The organism is Devosia sp. LjRoot3 (assembly GCF_964252865.1).
GTDB lineage: Bacteria > Pseudomonadota > Alphaproteobacteria > Rhizobiales > Devosiaceae > Devosia.
In genome coordinates this window covers 598,895-616,966 of sequence record NZ_CAXUPK020000002.1, presented here as the reverse complement: position 1 = coordinate 616,966, position 18,072 = coordinate 598,895, and the positions used below count along the sequence as shown (strand labels likewise).

The window sequence follows — 18,072 nt, the reverse complement described above, 5'->3', positions numbered from 1 at the left end:
TCAGGCGAAATGGCAGGCGACGCGGCTGCCATCGGGTTTGTCTCGCAGCTCCGGGCGTTCGGCCTTGCATTGGGCCTGGGCCAGGGGGCAGCGTGTGTGGAAGGTGCAGCCAGGCGGCGGCGCGAGGGGACTGGGCACTTCGCCCGCCACGATCTCGCGGTCGCGATGCGGCTCGTTCACATCGGGAATGGTTTCGAGCAGCAGGCGCGTATAGGGGTGCTTCGGATCGGCGAACAGGACCTCGGTTTCCGCCTCTTCGACGATGCGGCCGAGATACATCACGGCGATACGGTCGGACATGTGGCGCACGACGCTGAGGTCGTGGCTGATGAAGAGATAGGTGAGGCCCAACTCGTCCTGCAGGCGCCGCATCAGGTTGAGGATCTGGGCCTGAACCGACACGTCGAGCGCCGAGGTCGGCTCGTCGCAGACGAGGAATTCGGGCTCGGAGGCCAAGGCGCGGGCGATAGAAATGCGCTGGCGCTGGCCGCCTGAAAATTCGTGCGGGAATTTTTCGCCATCGGCGATGTTGAGGCCAACAATGCCGAGGAGTTCGGCGACGCGCCCGGTGATCTCGGTTTCGGAACCGCGCAGTTTCAATTCGCGCAGTGGCTCTGCGATGATGTTTTTCACCCGCCAGCGCGGATTGAGCGAGGCATAGGGGTCCTGGAAAATCATCTGCGCCGAGAGCGGCGCACCGGACTTTCCGGGAGCAAAGCGGATTTCGCCGGCGCTCGGCTCATAAAGACCGGTAACGAGGCGGGCGACGGTGGATTTGCCGCAACCGGACTCGCCCACGAGGCTGACGCAACCGCCCAGGGGGACAGAAAAGGTCACGTCGTTGACGGCGTGAAGCATCTGCCGCTTGCGGCCGTAGATAAGGCGATTGAGGAAGGAGGCCGAGACGTCAAACGTCTTGTCGAGGTTGACGACCTCGAGGGCCGACGTGTCGGAGCGGGTCATGCGACGCCTCCATTGTGAAGCCAGCAGGCGGCCATGCCGGCGGGCGTCGGCGCGAGCACCGGCAGGTCCTGACGGCAGCGCGGACCGGCGTCGCGGCAGCGCGGATTGAAGGCGCAACCGGGCGGAATCGCATTGAGTCGCGGCATGGCGCCGTCGATCTGATTGAGCTTTTCGACGCGGGCACCAAGCGCCGGAATGGAGGCCATGAGGCCGCGCGTATAGGGGTGCGACGGGTGCTTCAGCACCTGCTCCACCGGGCCGATTTCGATCAGGCGCCCGGCATACATGACCGCAACGCGGTCAGCGGTTTCGGCGATGACGCCCATATCGTGGGTCACCAGCATCACCGCCGTGCCGTTTTCCTTGCAGAGGCGACGCAAGAGGCCGGTGATCTGGGCCTGGATCGACACGTCTAGAGCCGTGGTCGGCTCGTCGGCGATGATGAGCTTTGGGCGCGCGGCAAGCGCCAGGGCAATGACGACACGCTGGCGCATGCCGCCAGAAAACTGATGCGGATAGTGATCGACGCGCTCATCGGGGCCCGGAATGCCGACTTCGCGGAGGAGTTCGATAGCGCGGGTGCGGGCCTGGGCCTTGGAGGTATTGGGCAGGTGCTGGCGGATGGTCTCGCCGAGCTGGCTGCCCACGGTGAAGAGCGGATTGAGCGAGGTCAGCGGGTCCTGGAAAATCGCGCCGATTTCGCGGCCGCGGACCTTTTCCATCTCGCTGTCGCTGAGGCTGGCAATGGAGCGGCCTTCGAGGAGGATATCGCCCGAGGCGACGCGGCCGGGCCGTTCGAGGAGGCCGAGAATGGCGAGGCCCGTCATGGACTTGCCCGCGCCGGATTCGCCGACGACGCCGAGGATTTCGCCGGGCGCGATGGTCAGGGACACATCGTTGAGCGCCGTCAATGTGCCGTGGCGGTTGGGAAACTCGACGACGAGGTTTTTCACCTCGAGGCAGGGTCGTTTGTCGTCAGCCATGCGGATGCTCCCGTTCGGGATAGCTGGGCGGGAAAATTTCCGAAACCGGCGGGTGCCCATAGGAGCGAGCCGGATATTGGGCGATGAGCCGGTCGAACTGGGCCTGGGCCTTTTCGCGCGCTGCCGCCATGTCGATGCCGGCGACTTCGCCATGGCGCATGGAGAGGCGGCCATCAACGAACACAGCATCCGTCACCTTGCCCGAGCCGCCGGTCACGAGCGTCGTGATCGGGTCGATGGAGGGGGCCATGTGCACATCGTCGAGGCGGAAAACCGCGATGTCGGCCTTGCTGCCGGGAGCTAGGCGACCGATATCGGCGCGGCCGAGGGCCTTTGCGCCGCCAAGGGTCGCGGCGTCGAAGAGATCGCGGCAGAGAATGCGCTCGGGCGCGCCGTCATTGATGCGGCAGGCAATGAGGCCGACCAGCATGTTCATGATCATGTCGGGGGGCGTCGTATCGGTGCCCATCGCAATGGTGATGCCCATGTCGCGAACGCGCGAGAAGGATTTTAGGGTGCCCCCGCTCCTGCCCGAAACCAGCGGACAATGGACGATGGAAACGCCGTGCTCGGCATAGAGCGCCAGGTCTTCGTCGGTGGCGACGGTGGCGTGCGGAGCAATAAGGCGATCGCTGAGAAGGCCTTCGCGGGCAAGCCACACAGGACCTGTGGTGCCGTGCAGCGACTTGACGACATCCACCTCCATGGCGCCCTGGGCCATGTGGAGGCGGACCTTGCAATCGAGGGCTTCGGCCTGCTCGAAAGTGGCGCGCAGCAGCGCCGTGGTACAGGTTTCGACGCGGTCGGGCGCGAGAAGCCCCTGAATGAGGCCCTCATAGCGGCCGGACTGGCGCTCGATATAGCTGACGGCATCCGCGAGACCATCGAGGCCGCGTTGTTCATCGAAATGCGGACGCATGTCGCCCGGCGCATGAAGGACCATGCCGCCAGCGCGATAGGCGGGGCTGAGATAGACGCGGAGACCAAGCTCGCCGGCAGCATCGGCCGCGGCATCGAACTCGGCAACGGTCTCGGCCCATTCGCGATAGAAGAGCGAGGCAATTGGGGCCGCGGTCGTAATGCCGTTGAGGAGCAATTGGCCGAAGGCAAAGCGCTTCTGGAAGGCCAGTTCCTCGGGCGTGTACATTTCGTACGGCCCTTTTTCGACATAGGTCAGCGGCAGGACGCGACCCTTTTTCCAGCCGGGGAAGTGGTCGATGCCGAGAATGGTCGTGTCGAGATCAGTGAGGGCGTCGAGATCGATGAGACCGGGCGAGATCAGCGCGCGGCCGAAATCAATGCGGCGGGCAATCTCGCCGGCAAAACCGTGGCCGGTAAAGATGACGCGGTCGCCCTCGATGACGACTTCGCCGTTTTTGAGGAGGACTGGACCGGCCTCTTCATGGGCGAGAACCCAGGCGGCGGTGAGGAGCGTGCGCCCCTCTGGCCGTGCACCCAGTTTGAGAGAAGCAAGCGCGCTCATGGCATGCCCACGATGCAGGTGCCGTTGCGGGCAATGACGCGGCCGCCCTTGACCACCATTGGTCGCGGGGCGATTTCGACGACGGAATGGGCAACGGTTTCGCCGACCAACAGGGTGAAATCGGCCTTGGCGCCGACCTTCACGCCGTAATTTTCGAGCCGCATGACATCGGCGCCGCCCTGGGAGACGAGTTCGAGCATGTGCCGCAGGTCGATGTCGGAGCGCACGGCATTCTTCATGCCGATGATGCGGGCGCGATCCATCATATCGGGCTGACCCCAGGGGCCCCAGGTGTCGCGGATGCCATCGCAACCGGCGCCGGTGCGCACCCCGGCCTCGCGCAGACGCTTGACCGAGGGAACAGTGGCCGAGGGCGCGCCGGTCGTCAGAATGGCGATATCGAGTTCGGCGATTTCGTCGATGAGCTTGCCGGCACGAACGGTGTCGCTCATGCCCAGCGCAAAAGCGTGGCTGATGCCGAAGCGGCCCTGCATGCCATTGGCGCGGACGCGCTCGAAAATCAGCTCCATGGTGAAGGCGCCGAGATCGCCCGCTTCATGGAGATGAATGTCGACATCGACGCCATGCTTGACGGCAAGATCGAACAGCACGTCGAGCTGGCCCTTGGGGTCGCGATCGATGCCGCAGGGGTCAATGCCGCCCAGGACTTCGCAGCCATTGGCAAGGGCCGCATCAAGCAGCTCAACAGTACCGGGACGGCCCATCACGCCCGATTGCGGGAAGGCGACCAATTCGATGTCGATGATGCCCTTCAGCGCTTCGCGGGTGCGCTCGACACCTTCAACCAGGCTCAGCCCATGGGTGGTGTCGATATCGACATGGCTGCGGATGTGGCTGGCGCCGTTGGCGGCAAGGCCGATGGCGTGGCGCATGGACTGGATATGCGGGTCCATGCCGAGGGCAATGCGGTTTTCGCGCTCGAAATCGATGCGGCTGCGCAGCACGGCTTCTCGGTTGTTTTCGTGCCAGCCCATGCCCCAAGTGGTCTTGTCGAGATGGGTATGGGCATCGATGAGACCGGGCCAGACGATGGCATTGCCGCCATCTTCCACCGGCATTCCGGGCTGGTCGGCAACCTTGCCGATTTCGACGATAACGCCATTCTTGATGAGAATGTCGCAGTTGGCCTCGCCGAGGGGGCGGACATTTTTGAGGTGCAGGTCGTGCATTTCTTACCCTCGACTATCGCAGCTTGGGATTGAGGGCATCGCGCAGCCAATCGCCCAGCAGGTTCACCGAAATGACCAGCAGGCAGAGCTGCATGACGGGGAAGATGACGATCCACCACATGCCCGAGAACAGGTATTGATTGCCGATGCGGATCAGCGTCCCCAGGGACGGCTGGCCCGGCGGCATGCCGATGCCGAGGAAGGACAGCGTCGCCTCGGTGAGAATGGCCATGCCAAAGCTCAGCGTCGCCGCGACGAAAACCGGGGTCAGCGTATTGGGCAGGATATGCTTGACCATGATGCGCCGCGGCGGCACCCGCAGCAGGCGCGCGGCCATCACATATTCCTTGCCGCGTTCGACAATGGTCTGGGCGCGCACGGTGCGCGCATATTGCACCCAGCCCGATAGCGTGATGGCAAGAACCAGCACGGCCGAGGCGCCGATTTCGCGCAGGTCGGGCGGTAGCATCTGGCGCACGATGGCCGAGACGAGAATGGCGATAAGGATGGTCGGGATGGAGAGGACCACGTCGCCGACGCGCATCAGGAGGTTATCGACGACGCCCCCGAAATAGCCGGCGATGAGCCCGAAGCTGAGGCCGATCACCAGCGAAAACGACACCGCGGCGAGGCCAATCAGCAGCGAGGTGCGCGTGCCATAAAGCATGACCGAGAGCATGTCACGGGCCTGCGTGTCGGTGCCCAGGATATAGGGCCATTCGCTGCCCTCGACCCAGATCGGCGGCAGTTCGGACTTCCACATGTCGAGCTGCATCGCGTCATAGGGATTTTGCGGCGCGATGAGCGGGGCAAGGAAGGCCGAGAGCACCAGTGCGGTCAGCAGCACGGCCGCAAAGCGGGCCGGAACCGAGTGGGAAAAGGACCACCAGAGATCGCTGCGACGGATGCGCTCGATCAGCGAGGGACGTTGGGGTGTGGACTGGATCGACATGGCTCGCTTCCCCTATTTGGCGCCGCGCAGGCGGGGGTCGATCACCGCGTAGAGGATGTCGACCATGGTGTTGAGGAAAACGAAGATGAAGGAGACGATGCAGAGATAGGCCGCCATGACCGGGATATCGACGAAGGTCACGGCCTGGATGAACAGCATGCCCATGCCCGGCCACTGGAAGACTGTTTCGGTGATCAAGGCGAAGGCGATCAGCGTGCCGATATTCATGGCGGTGAGGGTCACCACGGGCATGAGGCAATTGCGCAGGGCGTGGCGGAAATAGATGCGGAAGCGCGGAATGCCGCGGGCCCGGGCAAATTTGACGAAGTCCGAGCGCATGACCTCGAGCATTTCGGCGCGGACGAGCCGCATGACCAAGGTCACCTGATAGAGCGAGAGCGAAATCGAGGGCAGGATCAGCGCGAGAAGGCCGGTGCGGGTGAGAAAACCGGTCGACCACCAGCCCAATTCGACCACATCGCCGCGCCCGAAGGCGGGCAGCAGGCCGAGCGAGACCGAAAAGACCAGAATGAGCAGAATGCCGACCACGAAACTGGGGAGCGACACCCCGATAATCGAGCCGAATTGCAGGATTTCCGAATACCAGGCGCCGCGTTTTATCGCCGTCAGCACGCCTAATGGCAGGCCGACAAGGAGCGAGAGGATCGTGGCGACGATCACCAGCTCCATGGTGGCGGGGAAACGCTCGGCGATCAGACCAAGGACTTCCTGGCCATTGCGGTAGGAAATGCCGAAATTGCCCTGGGCCGCATTGGCGACGAAGCGGGTATACTGGACGAGGAAATTATCGTTGAGGCCGAGCTTTTCGCGCAGCAGCTCCTTATCGGCCTGGGTCGTCTGCTCGGTGGACATCATATCCACCGGATCGCCCGCCAGGCGGAAAATCAGGAAGGCCAGAAAGGCCACGGTCAGCATCACCAGTAGAGCATTGGCTAGCTTTTTGATGATGAAGACCAGCATTGGCTATTTCCCGTTTGGCAAAGAGAGCTTTGGGACGGCAACCGGGCGCATGGCCAGGCACTGACCGGGATTGCCGGTCATTCCGTCATTTCGGGACGCCATGGCGCTCCCGGCAAAACCCATCTTTTCCTCCATCCTCCAGCGGCCTTCTCCTGACCGCATGGTTGCATCCTTACCGCCGAGCAAACTCGTGTCAATCATATTGTCGACAATTATGCCGACATTATTACCCGCAAGATGCGCGCAAAGAGTTCGGCAATCGGCGCGACAAGACGCGATTGCCCGGCAACACTCAGTCCTTCTGACGAGGAAAGGCGTAGGAATTAGCCTTGGACGTGCGCAGCCCCGCCCCGACCAAAGCCTCGGCTGCCTTGATGGCAACGACGATGCCATCGATAACGACGACGCCAGTGGCCGCGGTCAGTGCATCGGTCATTTCGGACATGCCCGCGCACCCCAACACCACGGCCTCGGCACGGTCCTCGTCGCGGGCCCGTGCGATCTCGGCGAGAAGCAGATCGAAGGCGCGCTCGGGCTCGGCTTCGAGCGTCAGGACTGGCAGATCGATGCAACGGACGCGGCGGCAATGCTGGCTGGCGCCATAGCGCAGCACCAAGTCTTCGATGGCCGGCACGGAGCGCGGCAACGTGGTGATGATGGAAAAGCGCTTGGCGACGACCATGGCCGCCTGAACGGCCGCTTGGCAAATTCCAAGCACGGGCCCGGCGGCATATTCGCGGGCAGCATCGAGGCCGGGATCGTCGAAACAGGCGATGACGGTGGCCTCGGCACCAGCAGCTTCGGCCGCACGAATGTCGGCCAGCATGGCGGGAACCGATAGAGCTTCGTCGGAGAAGCCCTCGATGCTGACGGGGGTGCCGCTACCGGTGCGCGCATCGATCACCGTGCCAGGAGAGGCCACGCGCTGGGCCGTGCGCAGTGCCTGCTCCGTCATTGACGCGGTAGAATTGGGATTAATCAGCAGGATTTGCATGGCTTTGGCATCTATTTCTTTAGGTCCGCCAGCGCGGGAGCTTTGAGGACAAACTGCTGATCAGAGACGATGTAATTGTCGGCATGGAGCCGGGCGATGGGGTGATAGACCTCGGGATTGACGTAGCGCTGCTGCTCGTCGAGGCAATCGGGCCTTATGTGCATGTGCACCACTTCGCCCAGGATGATGACGCGGCGCGGATATTCGATGATGCGCTCGACGCGGCACTCCATGGCGCAGGGGCTGGCGGGCAGATAGACGCAATCGATCTGGGCGCCGGGAGCGGTCTCGGCCTCGGCCAAGGCCAGTTCATCGGTATCAGCATCAACCGGCAGACCGCAGATCAACATGGTCTCGGCCAGGGGCATGTCGACCATATTCACGGTGAACTCGTTGGTGCGGCGGATATTGGCGACCGTGTCCTTCTCCTGCCCGTTGAGGCGCGGCTGGATGCCAAGCGCGACGATCGCCGGATCATGGGAAAAGACATTGAAGAAGCTCATGGGTGCGCCGTTGCTATGGCCGTTCGCGGAACGCGTGGTGACGAGCGCAATAGGGCGCGGGCCCACAAAATTGGTGAGCAGGCGATAGCGGTCCATCGGCTCGAGCGCAGTCAGATCGAATTCCATCGCGGTACTTTCAGTCACGGTCACAAGCGCGTCGCACAAAGTCGACATTATTGTCTACAATAACGGCTTTGATTTATGTGGACCAGATGGAAAAAAGAGTTAGAAGTCACAAGGCAACGCTGTCCGGTCCGCACAAATGGCACCCATAACCGTCGAACACATCGCCGAACGCATCTGGCTCTCCATCGCCGAGCGCCGACTGCGTCCGGGGATGCGCCTGAAAGAGGCGGAGCTTGCGGAAATTTTCGGGGTGAGCCGCGCCCGCATCCGTCAGGTCTTGACGGCTCTCGAGCGCGACGGCCTAGTCAAGACCGAGGCCAACAAGGGCGCCATCGTTGCCGAGCCGAGCGCAGAAGAAGCGCGCGACATTTTCCACATCCGGCGGGAAGTCGAGCAGCGCGTGTTGGCCCGGCTCATCGGCCATCTCGATGCCGAAAAGCTGCTCGACCTCTTCGCGCATGTCGCCAAGGAGCGCGCAGCCAACGCCACCAACGACCAGCGCGAGATCATCAAGCTCTCCGGCGGTTTTCACCTCATGCTGGCCGAAATGGCTGGGGCCGATTTCCTCTGGGGGCTGATGCGCGACCTTGTCAGTCGCACGTCGCTGATCACGGCGGCCTTTCGCGATTCAGACAAATACAATTGCGGACCGGACGAGCACGAAGAGCTGCTGATGCATCTCAAGAACGGCGACCTGCAAAAGGCGCAGCATGCAATGGTCCATCACCTCGAGCATGTCGAAAATGAGCTCAAGCTCTCCGGCAACCTCGACCTCGCCCGCAGCCTCAAGGACGCACTGCTGTAGCTTTCAAAGCGGATAGGTAGGCATGCGAGGGCAAGACCTCATGGGGCAGTCCTGCCCGGCGCCGAGATAGTTGAAATCCTCACTTGCGCGATCGTCCCTGGCTCGCCTATGGTCGCACCATTCCACAGGGGTGCTCCGTAGAGTCGGGGCTGAGATGAAGGCGGCAAGCCTTCGGACCCTACAGCTGATCTGGGTAATACCAGCGGAGCGAGGCGGGCTATGTTCTCTGGCGCACAAATTTCCCTTTATCCGATGGCCGACGATTTCGTCGGCATCATCATGAGTGCCCTTTCGGCGCTTGATCCCTATCGGGATCGCCTGCGCATCGAGACCGATGACGTTTCCACACTTCTCGTCGGGCCGCCGGAAGTCCTGTTCCCGGCCATGCGGGACCTTTTCAGCGCAGCTGCAAGGACTGGTGTTCATTGCACCCTCTCGGCGGCAATTTCACGCGGCTGTCCGGGCGAACCAGATGACGCCATCTGTCAATCGGGGCATTTCGCCGGTCCAATGGCTCCGCTTGCCGAACGTCAGCAAGCTGCTCTGGCCGCAGTTGCCGATGCACCGACAATGAACGTTTTCTCGGTCGCCCAGTTCTCGCTCTACGTCATGGGGCAAGGGAACCACATGGACGAAATTTACGGCTGCATCGACTTCCTGAAAAACTCGGGCACCTTCGAGACGTCCAAGCACTTCTGCACCAAACTCAACGGCGATACCGGCGCCTTGTTTGCCACCCTGGAACAGGCTTTCTGTCGCTTCGGGCCGCCCGAGGGGCATGTCACCATCGATCTCACGGTTTCGGCCAACAGCCCCAGCGCCCGCTAAGCGTTGGAGCCATGATGTCGATCGGATCCGCTCCTTTGCGCGCCATTGCGCGTCTTTCCAGTCATGCTGGTCCGGCCGTGTTGTCGGTTGCCACGCTCGTCCTTGGCTGGGAAGCCTATGTGCACTTCTCGGGTACTTCGCCGACGGCACTGCCGGCGCCTTCGAGAATTCTGCTGCAGGCCTTTGAACAACGCGAGGCACTCGCAAGTCACAGCCTGGCGACGCTCCAGGCCACCACCTTCGGCTTCAGCTGTTCGCTGATTGCCGCATTTATCTTCTCGCTTCTGGTGGACTTCTTCCCGCCACTGCGAAGGGCGCTGTTCCCGGTCTTCATCATCACTCAAACTCTACCATTGATCGCCATCGCCCCGCTGATCGTGCTCTGGTTCGGCTTTGGACTGACGCCCAAGATCGTGCTGGTCGCCCTGGTGACGTTCTTTCCGATGCTGGTGGCGCTGGCACAGGGTTACGCCGCCACCGACCGCGATCTCGAGGCCTTGCTCACCTCCATGGGGGCCTCGCGTTGGCGCATCTTCACCATGGCGCGACTGCCGTCCTCCCTGCCCTATTTCTTCGCCGGCCTGCGGATTTCCATCACCTACGCGGTCGTCGGCGCGATCTTCTCGGAATATGCCGGCGCCGCCAAAGGACTTGGAATCTACATCCTCAATGCCAAGAACAATTTTCGTCCCGACCTGGTGCTGGCCGCTGTTTTCGTCAGCGCGACGGTGACCCTGGCCCTTTTTGGGGCCACGGTTTTAGTCCAACGCGCCGCCATGCCGTGGGCCCGCCCCGGGGAGAGCCGATGAGCACGGCGGGTCTGGAAATGCGGGGTGTGAGTAAGGGCTTCGATGGCAACACCGTGCTGCATGACATAAGTCTCTTCGTGCGCCCGGGTGAGTTCGTCTCCATCGTTGGACCGTCCGGGGCCGGGAAGTCCACAATACTCAATCTGCTGACCGGGGCGTTGGAACCGGATGGCGGCGAGATTCTGTTCGACGGCAGCCCCCTGATACCGGGCCGGCACCGCTTCGCCTTCATGCCGCAACGCGATGCGCTGATGCCTTGGCGTCGCGTCATCGACAACACGACGCTTGGCCTGGAAGTATCCGGTATGTCCCGCAGCGCCGCACGCGACAAAGTCCGTCCACTGTTCGCCGAATTCGGCCTCAATGGCTTCGAGTTCCACTATCCCGCCCAATTGTCAGGCGGGATGCGCCAGCGCGCCGCGCTCTTGCGGACCGTGGTCCAGGGCAAACCCATCCTGCTACTCGACGAACCGTTCGGCGCTCTCGATGCCCTCACCCGCACCCGCATGCAGCGCTGGCTTGCCGAGATGTGGACGCGTCATCGTTGGACCGTGCTCCTGATCACCCACGATGTGCGTGAGGCAACCCTGTTATCCGACCGGGTCTATGTGCTTTCCGCCCGCCCGGCTCAGGTCGACCGCACAATCCAGGTGTCCTTGACACATCCCAGACCCCCTACGGGTTCTGCCGCGCTGGCCGCGATCGAGTCCGAAATCCTGCAAACGCTGTTCAAAGCCGAGGTTTGACCATGCCCCTCTTTCGTCCTACTGCCGCTCTTCTCATTGCTACGTTGGCCACAACTGTGCCCGTCATGGCGCAACCAACGCCGGTAACCATGGCGCTGGATTGGACGCCCAACACCAACCACATCGGCCTCTATGTGGCGGAAGCGAAGGGCTTCTACGATGAAGCTGGTCTGGACGTGCAGATCCTGCCCTATTCGGATACCTCCGCCGCTACCCTCATTGCCAACCGCGTCGCCGATTTTGGTGTTCTCGGGTCCATCGGCCTCTTCATCCAGAAGGCCGCCGGCGCCGATCTGGTTGCAACTTATGCCCTTGTGCAGACGGAAACGGGTCGACTGGTGTTCAATGGCGACCGGCAGGATATCCAAAGCCCCAAGGACCTTGATGGCAAGACCTATGCGGGGTTCGGTGGCGCTTGGGAAGACGTCCTGTTGGGCACAATGATCCGCGATGATGGCGGCAAGGGCGAATATGAGACGGTGACCCTTGGCACCTCGGCCTATGAGGCACTCTACAATGGCGCCGTTGATTTCACCCTTGAAGTTTACACTTGGGAGGGCGTGAAGGCGGAGCGTGACGGTCGCAAACAGCGCGCGTTCCGCTATGCCGATTTCGGGGTGCCCGACCAGCATACGAATTTCATTGGTACCAGTGGCGCCTATCTCGCAGAACACCCAGACACCGCTACGGCCTTCATCGGCGCCACGCAAAAAGGCTATGCCTACGCGGTCGAAAACCCTGATGAGGCGGCCGACATTCTCGTTGCCGCCAATCCCGAGGCAGCCCTCGACCGCGATTTCGTTCGAGCGTCGCTCCAAGCTCTGATCGACGGCCACTACCTCAGGGGCGAAGACGGCGAGGTCGGAACGATCAATGCTGCAAAAATGGAGGCAGTAGGTGAGTTCATTTTCCGGTCAGGCATCCTGAAGGATGGCGAGGGCAAACCGCTAACCGAGGCCCCTGACGTTTCGACCTATTACTCCAACGAATATCTCGCCACTGAGAGGCAGAATGGCGGCGTCGTTTTAGAGAGGAAACCTGGTTAGGTTTGAATCGCAAAGTCGCGAATGTTCTGCCCGTTGAGGTCCTGTTCCTGCTGCTTGGCAGAAATTGCCACCTCCACGCGGTTGCGTGCTTTGAGCTTCTGCATGATCTGCGTCATGTAGTACTTAACAGTCTTCTCACTTAGGTGCAGCTGACAGGCAATCTGCTTATTGGTGTAGCCATGCACAACGTGCGCGACGATGGCCATCTCTCGGGACGTAAGACAGGCCGCCTCGAATGCGGCCGCCGATTTGGCGTGGGCCTTCAGCGACGTCATGACGGAGGCCGCATATTGTTTGGCAACAAACATTTGACCCGCGCCAACCTCACCGATGGCTTCCAAGAGCTCCTCGTAGGGCGAAGTCTTCAAGACAAATCCTAAGGCTCCCGCCTCCAGGGCCCGGATAGCCGAATCCGGACTGCAATAGGCGGTATAGACCAGCATTCTGGTTTCCGGCACGCCTTCCGCGATGGTTGAAATGGCTTGGAACACGTCGCCAGGCATCGAGAGATCGATGATTGCAACATCAGGTTTGGTGCCTGTGACGAGCTCAATCAATTGCGACACATCCGCGGCTTGGCCAACGATGAACGTGTCGGCCTCATTGGCCAAGAGCTCAGCAAGCCCTTGCAGAAAGACAGGGTGGTCATCTGCGAGCGCAATCGTCTTGGCTTGGTGACACGCGGCCTCCATTTACTCCTCCCTGAATGCGCGGGTGATTTGGTCAGTGAATGGTTTGACGAAGTAGGCGATTGCGACCTGTTCCTCGGTTTGGACGAAGACTTCCACGGGCATGCCGGGGACGAGGCCGGTGGGGCCCAGTTGGTCGAGGTCATCGGTGGGGTCGGCCTCGGCGAGGTAATAGCTCTGGCCTGACTGCGGGTCGGTGGTTGCGGCGGCCGAGATGCGGGTGACCAGGCCCGCGATTTCGGGGGTGGTGCGCTGGTTGAAGGCGGAGAAGCGGAGTTTGACGGGTTGCCCGAGGCGGAGCTGGTCGATGTCGTTGGTGGCGACGCGGAACTCGATCTTGAGGTCCGCATCGGTGGGGACGATGGTCATGAGTTTTTCAGCCGGCGTGATGACGCCGCCAAGGGTGGTAACGGAGACCTCGTTGACCGTGCCACTGACCGGAGAGCGGATGATGGTGCGGGCCTGGCGGGCATCGACTTCGGTCAGGCGGTCGGTGAGTTCGGCAAGGCGCGCATCGACGGTGCGCAGCTCGCGCAGCGCCTCCATGCCGCCGGTCTGGTCGATGGCAAGGATCTGCAGCTCGATTTCACTGATGCGGGCATTGGCCCGGGCAATGCCGGCAGCGATCTCGCCTTCGGAGCCCATCATGCGGGCAAGTTCGCGGTCGGTGGCATTGAGCTTGGTGGTTTCAATCAGGCCCTTGCCCGCAAGTTCGCCCATGCGGGAGCGTTCCTCGCGGACCAGCACGAGTTCGTCCTTGAGGGCAGAGTTCTGGTAGTCGAGCCCGGCGATCTCTTCGCGCAACTGAGCAACCTGCAGCTCCAGCTGCGAGCGTAGCGATTGCTGGTTGAGCCTGGTGCTGTCGAACAATTGCTGCTCGCCGGCCAGGATCGGGGCCGCGCCGGGATAGCTGGCGAGGTAGTGTTCGGGGAAGTCGATTGTGCTGGCCTGGAGCGACTGGGCCTGGAGCCGGGCCTGCCTGGCGACCAGCTCGGCCAATTGGCCGAGGAGGATCGAGCGCTCGGTGCGGATCTGCACGTCATCGAGCCGGAACAGAACATCGTCCTTTGCGACAATATCGCCCTCGCGCACTTCGATGGCGCGCACGACGCCGCCATCGAGATGCTGGATGGCCTTGACCTCATCGTCGACGAGGACGGTGCCGAGCGAGATGACGGCGCCGGAGAGTTTTGCCGTGGCCGACCAGCCGCCGATGCCGACCACCAGCAGCACGGCGAAGATGCTGCCGGCAATGACCCGGCCACGCAGCCCAAAACTGTCCTGGTCAGCGCGTCGCGCCCGATGATTGACGGGTTTGGTGGTGAAGGCGGCATAGGTGTCGATCGTGGTCATCACGCAGAACTCCGGAACGCAGGTCAGACGATGGTATGTTCGATGGTGAAGGGCAGTTGGATGCCATCGACGCGGATGGCGATTTCGAAGACGTCGTCGCCATCGACATCGGCCTCGATGATGGAATGGTCGATATCGTCATAGCGCTCGTAGCGGACGCGGATCGGCAGGTCCTCGCGATCGCCCTCGTCGAGCTCCTCATAAAAATCTTCGAAGCGCTCTTCCTCGGTGCGGGCCGCTTTGCGGGAGATGTCGTAGTCTGCCACGCGGATGCGATCGCCGACCACGAAGTCGAGGATGTCGTGGACGAGCTGCCGGCTGAGGCTTGGGGCCTCGTCGATCACGGTGAAGATGAAGAGGTCGTCGCCGCGCCCGCCGGTGATGACCGTGGCCGTGGTGCCGATGAAGAAGGTGTCATTGCCGCTGCCGCCAATGGCCGCCTCCATGTTTTGGAACGTGTCCGTGCCCATGCTGTCGCTGGTGGCGAGGCCGGTGACGAAGTCGACGATGAGGTCGTCGGCGCTCTCGGAATAGTCGAGCGTGTCAAAACCCTCGCCGCCATCGACATGGTCGTCGCCTGAGCCGGGAGCGATAGTGTCGTCGCCTTCGCCTCCATTGATGATGTCGTCACCGGTACCGCCCTCGATGGTGTCGTTGCCTTCGTCGCCATGGATGATGTCATTGCCGGCTTCGCCGAAGAGCAGGTCATTGCCGGCGCCGCCGCCGATGGTGTCGTTGCCGTTGCCGCCGAAGATGATGTCATTGCCTTCATTGCCAAAGAGGGTGTCGTCGCCATCCCCGCCAATGATGTGGTCGTCGCCGAGCCCGCCGGTGACGCTGTCATTGCCGGCGCGGGCGTCGATGATGTCATGGCCGGGCAGAGCGTCGATGTCGTCGTCCCAGGGGGTGCCGGCATAGACGTCGGCATTGGCGGTCAGGTGCACCTGGTTGCGGACGATCTCGAGACTGGCGGTCTGGACGATCTCGATCAGGCCATCGCTGATCTCATAGGTGAAGGTGACGAGCCCGAGCATGCCGGGGAGCGTGGTCAGGGTCCAGCCTGCACTGGTCTGCACCAGGGTGGCGCCAGTGACGGTGAGGTCGTTGATGGTCAGGATGTCATTGTCGGGATCGCTGGCCCCGAAGAGCAGTTGGGAGAGACCGATGAGGACGACCTGGCCGGCAAAGACGTCGTGGAGGCGGACCGGGCCCAGAACGGTGGGGGCGCGGTTGGTGCCATTGTCGTCGTCATCATCCTCGTCGTCGTCATCGGGGTCGGCATTGTCATTGTCGCCGTCGTCCTCGCTGGGGCTCGGGGTGTCCTGATGAGACTTTGGACCAGAGGAAGACGGGGTGATGTTCGGCTCGGCGCGATCGAAGAGGGCGGCATTGTCGTTCTGCGGCCGGTAGTGGACGGCGGCGGGGAAGAAGGGCGCGACATTGGGGCCCAGGAAGTCGAAGGAGGCCGCGGTATAGTGGAAGGCGATCGGGTCGGGCATGGTAAAAGCCTCGTCCCAGCCCAGGGCCGCGTGACGCACCGCACTCCTCGGATGCTCTTCCTCGATGCCGCCGGTGGTCATGAGATCGACCCCGGGGCCACCGGGTTCGTGGCGGGTGCCGCGCGGGGCGCCGCTATTGGCGGCGGGATTGGCTTCGGTGCCCGGAGACACATGGTCCTGGGCGTCAGCGGGAAAGACGCTTTTCACATAGGCGGCGATGCCGGTGAAGAACAGCGCCAGATAGACCGGCAGGCGCGAGGTTTTCTCGGGCAGGTTGAACTCGAGTTTTTTTCTGAGGTCGGCCGGATCGGATTTTTGGTGCTGCTGCTGGCTGGATTTGGCCTCGATGATCATGCCATGCCTCCCGTTTCCGTCCGCGGCTCGACCACTTTGAGGCCACCGGCATTGGTATTGAGGTTGGCCTGGCGCTGGCCGGCAACGATCTCTTCCTTGGGACCGAAGGCGGTCAGCCGGCCATTCTGGATGACCGCCACCATGTCGACCTCGGCCAGGATCGAGGGGCGATGGGCAACGACAATGGCAATGCCGCCACGGGCCCGGATCTGGCGGATGGCCAGGTTCAGCGCCTGTTCGCCCTCGGCATCGAGGAAGGCATTGGGTTCGTCCATGATGACCACGAAGGGATCGCCGTAGAGGGCCCGGGCCAGGCCAATGCGCTGGCGCTGGCCGGCCGAGAGGGCGGTGCCCATGGGGCCAAGCTGGGTGTCATAGCCATCGGGGAGCCTGACGATCATCTCGTGCACGCCCGCCGCCTTGGTGGCCGCGACAATGGCGCGGGCATCGCGCTGCGGGGCCAGGCGGGTGATGTTTTCCACGATCGTGCCATCGAGCAGGGCCACGTCCTGGGGGAGATAGCCCACATATTGGCCGAGCTTGTCCTCGTCCCACTGGGTGAGGTCGGCCTCATCGAGACGGATGGCGCCGCGCAGGGATGGCCAGATACCGGTCAGGGCCCGAACCAGCGTGGTCTTGCCGCCGCCGCTGGGGCCGATCACCCCAAGACCCTGGCCGGCATTGAGCTCGAAGGCGACTTCGGTCAGCAACACGCGGCCAGAGGCGGGGGCAGCCACCGAGATCTTGTCCACTTTGAGCGACTTGGACGGGGCCGGCAGGTCGAGCGGCTTGGTCATGTTGGAAAGGGCGACCATGGTATCGCGCAACCGCTTGAACGCCTGGCGGGCGGCGACGACGCCCTTCCAATTGCCGATGGCCATGTCGATGGGGGCCAGGGCGCGGGAGGAAGCGACCGAGACGGCGATGATGGCGCCGGCAGACATCTGGCCCTGAATCGTCAGGTAAGCACCGACGCCGAGCAGGGCCGATTGCAGCACCATCCTCAAAATGCGCGAGAAGGCGCCAAAGGTGCCGATGACATCGCTGGCGCGGGTCTGCAGGGTCAGGTGATCCTGATTGACCTCGTTGAAGCGGCTGACAGCCCTGCCGGCAAAGCCCATGGCTTTCAAGATATCGGCATTGCGGGCATTGGAATCAGCCACGGCATTGCGGGTGAGGAAAGCCTGCTGGGCGGCGGCGGCGAGTTTGCGCGACTTGAGTTCGGTCCAGATGGTGAGGAGGGTCAGGACAAAGGCGCCGCCCAGCGTCAGGGCGCCGAGCACGGGGTGGAGGAAGTAGACGAAGAGAATATAGAGCGGCACCCAGGGCAGATCGAACAGGGCCACCGGGCCCTGGCTGCCCATAAAAGTACGGATGGTGTCGACGTCGCGGCCGCGTTCCAGGGCCTCGCCGGTGGAAAAGCCGAAGCGGGGCATGTCGACGCTGACGCGATGGGCAATGGGGGCCAGCATGCGATCAAAGCGGGCCCCGATGCGCACCAAGAGCTGGCTGCGCACGATGTCGAAGACGCCCTGGAAGAGATAGAGGCCGATGACGAGGATGGAGAGCGCCAGGAGGGTCGGGATGGAGCCGCTGGTCAGGGCCCGGTCGTAGATCTGCAGCATGTAGAACGAGCCGGTCAAAGCCAGCACATTGATGATGCCCGAGATCCAGAACAGGAAGACCGCGACGCCCTTGAACTCCCGGCGCAGCATCTCGTCGCCGCGATGTTCGGCTAAAACCTTTGTCGTCGATGCCATGATCAGCC

General features: G+C 62.6%; 17 protein-coding genes and 1 riboswitch. Of the genes, 5 read left to right on the top strand and 12 right to left on the bottom strand.

Annotated features, from left to right (window positions below; all coding sequences use genetic code 11):
* The 8 genes from ACSQ2A_RS10025 to ACSQ2A_RS09990 form a co-directional block, all read right to left on the bottom strand.
* Positions 1-963, bottom strand: a complete 963-nt coding sequence (locus ACSQ2A_RS10025) for an ABC transporter ATP-binding protein (RefSeq protein WP_436072099.1) — start codon at positions 961-963, stop codon at positions 1-3.
* On the bottom strand, positions 960-1,946 hold the full coding sequence (locus ACSQ2A_RS10020; RefSeq protein ID WP_436072098.1) for an ABC transporter ATP-binding protein: 987 nt from the start codon (positions 1,944-1,946) through the stop codon (positions 960-962). Before ACSQ2A_RS10020 ends, ACSQ2A_RS10025 begins: the two co-directional genes overlap by 4 nt.
* Entirely contained in the window at positions 1,939-3,429 is a 1,491-nt protein-coding gene (locus ACSQ2A_RS10015) for an amidohydrolase family protein (protein WP_436072097.1), read from the bottom strand. Before ACSQ2A_RS10015 ends, ACSQ2A_RS10020 begins: the two co-directional genes overlap by 8 nt.
* The gene (locus ACSQ2A_RS10010; protein ID WP_436072096.1) at positions 3,426-4,619 is read right to left on the bottom strand and encodes an amidohydrolase family protein; all 1,194 of its coding nucleotides are present in this window, start codon (positions 4,617-4,619) and stop codon (positions 3,426-3,428) included. The genes ACSQ2A_RS10015 and ACSQ2A_RS10010 overlap by 4 nt, the downstream gene beginning before the upstream one ends.
* 13 nt (positions 4,620-4,632) lie before the next feature.
* A complete protein-coding gene (locus tag ACSQ2A_RS10005) occupies positions 4,633-5,571 on the bottom strand; it encodes an ABC transporter permease (RefSeq protein ID WP_436072095.1) in 939 nt (312 codons plus the stop codon).
* 12 nt (positions 5,572-5,583) lie between these two features.
* Positions 5,584-6,552 (bottom strand): ABC transporter permease, encoded by a 969-nt coding sequence (locus ACSQ2A_RS10000; protein ID WP_436072094.1) that lies wholly within the window; start codon positions 6,550-6,552, stop codon positions 5,584-5,586.
* A gap of 292 nt (positions 6,553-6,844) precedes the next feature.
* Entirely contained in the window at positions 6,845-7,546 is a 702-nt protein-coding gene (locus ACSQ2A_RS09995) for an aspartate/glutamate racemase family protein (RefSeq protein ID WP_295415283.1), read from the bottom strand.
* An 11-nt stretch (positions 7,547-7,557) separates the two neighbouring features.
* Positions 7,558-8,175 (bottom strand): flavin reductase family protein, encoded by a 618-nt coding sequence (locus ACSQ2A_RS09990; RefSeq protein WP_436072093.1) that lies wholly within the window; start codon positions 8,173-8,175, stop codon positions 7,558-7,560.
* Positions 8,176-8,311: 136 nt separating this feature from the next.
* Here ACSQ2A_RS09990 and ACSQ2A_RS09985 point away from each other — a divergent pair, with 136 nt between their 5' ends.
* The 5 genes from ACSQ2A_RS09985 to ACSQ2A_RS09965 all read left to right on the top strand — a co-directional run bounded on the left by ACSQ2A_RS09985 (position 8,312) and on the right by ACSQ2A_RS09965 (position 12,409).
* A complete protein-coding gene (locus tag ACSQ2A_RS09985) occupies positions 8,312-8,980 on the top strand; it encodes a GntR family transcriptional regulator (protein WP_295415284.1) in 669 nt (222 codons plus the stop codon).
* A gap of 116 nt (positions 8,981-9,096) precedes the next feature.
* A riboswitch (TPP riboswitch) is annotated at positions 9,097-9,209 on the top strand.
* The gene (locus ACSQ2A_RS09980) at positions 9,200-9,808 is read left to right on the top strand and encodes a YkoF family thiamine/hydroxymethylpyrimidine-binding protein (RefSeq protein WP_436072092.1); all 609 of its coding nucleotides are present in this window, start codon (positions 9,200-9,202) and stop codon (positions 9,806-9,808) included. (Overlaps the previous riboswitch by 10 nt.)
* 11 nt (positions 9,809-9,819) lie before the next feature.
* A complete protein-coding gene (locus ACSQ2A_RS09975) occupies positions 9,820-10,617 on the top strand; it encodes an ABC transporter permease (protein WP_436072091.1) in 798 nt (265 codons plus the stop codon).
* A complete protein-coding gene (locus ACSQ2A_RS09970; RefSeq protein WP_436072090.1) occupies positions 10,614-11,363 on the top strand; it encodes an ABC transporter ATP-binding protein in 750 nt (249 codons plus the stop codon). The genes ACSQ2A_RS09975 and ACSQ2A_RS09970 overlap by 4 nt, the downstream gene beginning before the upstream one ends.
* A gap of 65 nt (positions 11,364-11,428) precedes the next feature.
* On the top strand, positions 11,429-12,409 hold the full coding sequence (locus ACSQ2A_RS09965; RefSeq protein ID WP_436072089.1) for an ABC transporter substrate-binding protein: 981 nt from the start codon (positions 11,429-11,431) through the stop codon (positions 12,407-12,409).
* Here ACSQ2A_RS09965 and ACSQ2A_RS09960 read toward each other — a convergent pair.
* From ACSQ2A_RS09960 to ACSQ2A_RS09945, 4 genes are read right to left on the bottom strand one after another with little or no spacing between them, the layout of a single operon-like run.
* Positions 12,406-13,101 carry a LuxR C-terminal-related transcriptional regulator gene (locus ACSQ2A_RS09960; RefSeq protein WP_436072088.1) on the bottom strand — a complete coding sequence of 232 codons (696 nt, stop codon included), beginning with the start codon at positions 13,099-13,101 and terminating at the stop codon, positions 12,406-12,408. The two genes, ACSQ2A_RS09965 and ACSQ2A_RS09960, sit on opposite strands and share 4 nt — an antisense overlap.
* Positions 13,102-14,451, bottom strand: coding sequence for an HlyD family type I secretion periplasmic adaptor subunit (locus ACSQ2A_RS09955; RefSeq protein ID WP_436072087.1), 1,350 nt, complete (start codon positions 14,449-14,451; stop codon positions 13,102-13,104).
* A 23-nt stretch (positions 14,452-14,474) separates the two neighbouring features.
* A complete protein-coding gene (locus ACSQ2A_RS09950; protein ID WP_436072086.1) occupies positions 14,475-16,304 on the bottom strand; it encodes a calcium-binding protein in 1,830 nt (609 codons plus the stop codon).
* Positions 16,301-18,064 carry a type I secretion system permease/ATPase gene (locus tag ACSQ2A_RS09945; RefSeq protein ID WP_295410010.1) on the bottom strand — a complete coding sequence of 588 codons (1,764 nt, stop codon included), beginning with the start codon at positions 18,062-18,064 and terminating at the stop codon, positions 16,301-16,303. The genes ACSQ2A_RS09950 and ACSQ2A_RS09945 overlap by 4 nt, the downstream gene beginning before the upstream one ends.
* Between the last annotated feature and the right edge of the window lie 8 nt (positions 18,065-18,072).

Excerpts from the sequence above, each read along its gene's own strand:
- ACSQ2A_RS10025 (WP_436072099.1), bottom strand. The coding sequence starts at position 963 with ATGACCCGCTCCGACACGTCGGCCCTCGAGGTCGTCAACCTCGACAAG.
- ACSQ2A_RS10020 (WP_436072098.1), bottom strand. The coding sequence starts at position 1,946 with ATGGCTGACGACAAACGACCCTGCCTCGAGGTGAAAAACCTCGTCGTC.
- ACSQ2A_RS10015 (WP_436072097.1), bottom strand. The coding sequence starts at position 3,429 with ATGAGCGCGCTTGCTTCTCTCAAACTGGGTGCACGGCCAGAGGGGCGC.
- ACSQ2A_RS10010 (WP_436072096.1), bottom strand. The coding sequence starts at position 4,619 with ATGCACGACCTGCACCTCAAAAATGTCCGCCCCCTCGGCGAGGCCAAC.
- ACSQ2A_RS10005 (WP_436072095.1), bottom strand. The coding sequence starts at position 5,571 with ATGTCGATCCAGTCCACACCCCAACGTCCCTCGCTGATCGAGCGCATC.
- ACSQ2A_RS10000 (WP_436072094.1), bottom strand. The coding sequence starts at position 6,552 with ATGCTGGTCTTCATCATCAAAAAGCTAGCCAATGCTCTACTGGTGATG.
- ACSQ2A_RS09995 (WP_295415283.1), bottom strand. The coding sequence starts at position 7,546 with ATGCAAATCCTGCTGATTAATCCCAATTCTACCGCGTCAATGACGGAG.
- ACSQ2A_RS09990 (WP_436072093.1), bottom strand. The coding sequence starts at position 8,175 with ATGGAATTCGATCTGACTGCGCTCGAGCCGATGGACCGCTATCGCCTG.
- ACSQ2A_RS09985 (WP_295415284.1), top strand. The coding sequence starts at position 8,312 with ATGGCACCCATAACCGTCGAACACATCGCCGAACGCATCTGGCTCTCC.
- ACSQ2A_RS09980 (WP_436072092.1), top strand. The coding sequence starts at position 9,200 with ATGTTCTCTGGCGCACAAATTTCCCTTTATCCGATGGCCGACGATTTC.
- ACSQ2A_RS09975 (WP_436072091.1), top strand. The coding sequence starts at position 9,820 with ATGATGTCGATCGGATCCGCTCCTTTGCGCGCCATTGCGCGTCTTTCC.
- ACSQ2A_RS09970 (WP_436072090.1), top strand. The coding sequence starts at position 10,614 with ATGAGCACGGCGGGTCTGGAAATGCGGGGTGTGAGTAAGGGCTTCGAT.
- ACSQ2A_RS09965 (WP_436072089.1), top strand. The coding sequence starts at position 11,429 with ATGGCGCAACCAACGCCGGTAACCATGGCGCTGGATTGGACGCCCAAC.
- ACSQ2A_RS09960 (WP_436072088.1), bottom strand. The coding sequence starts at position 13,101 with ATGGAGGCCGCGTGTCACCAAGCCAAGACGATTGCGCTCGCAGATGAC.
- ACSQ2A_RS09955 (WP_436072087.1), bottom strand. The coding sequence starts at position 14,451 with ATGACCACGATCGACACCTATGCCGCCTTCACCACCAAACCCGTCAAT.
- ACSQ2A_RS09950 (WP_436072086.1), bottom strand. The coding sequence starts at position 16,304 with ATGATCATCGAGGCCAAATCCAGCCAGCAGCAGCACCAAAAATCCGAT.
- ACSQ2A_RS09945 (WP_295410010.1), bottom strand. The coding sequence starts at position 18,064 with ATGGCATCGACGACAAAGGTTTTAGCCGAACATCGCGGCGACGAGATG.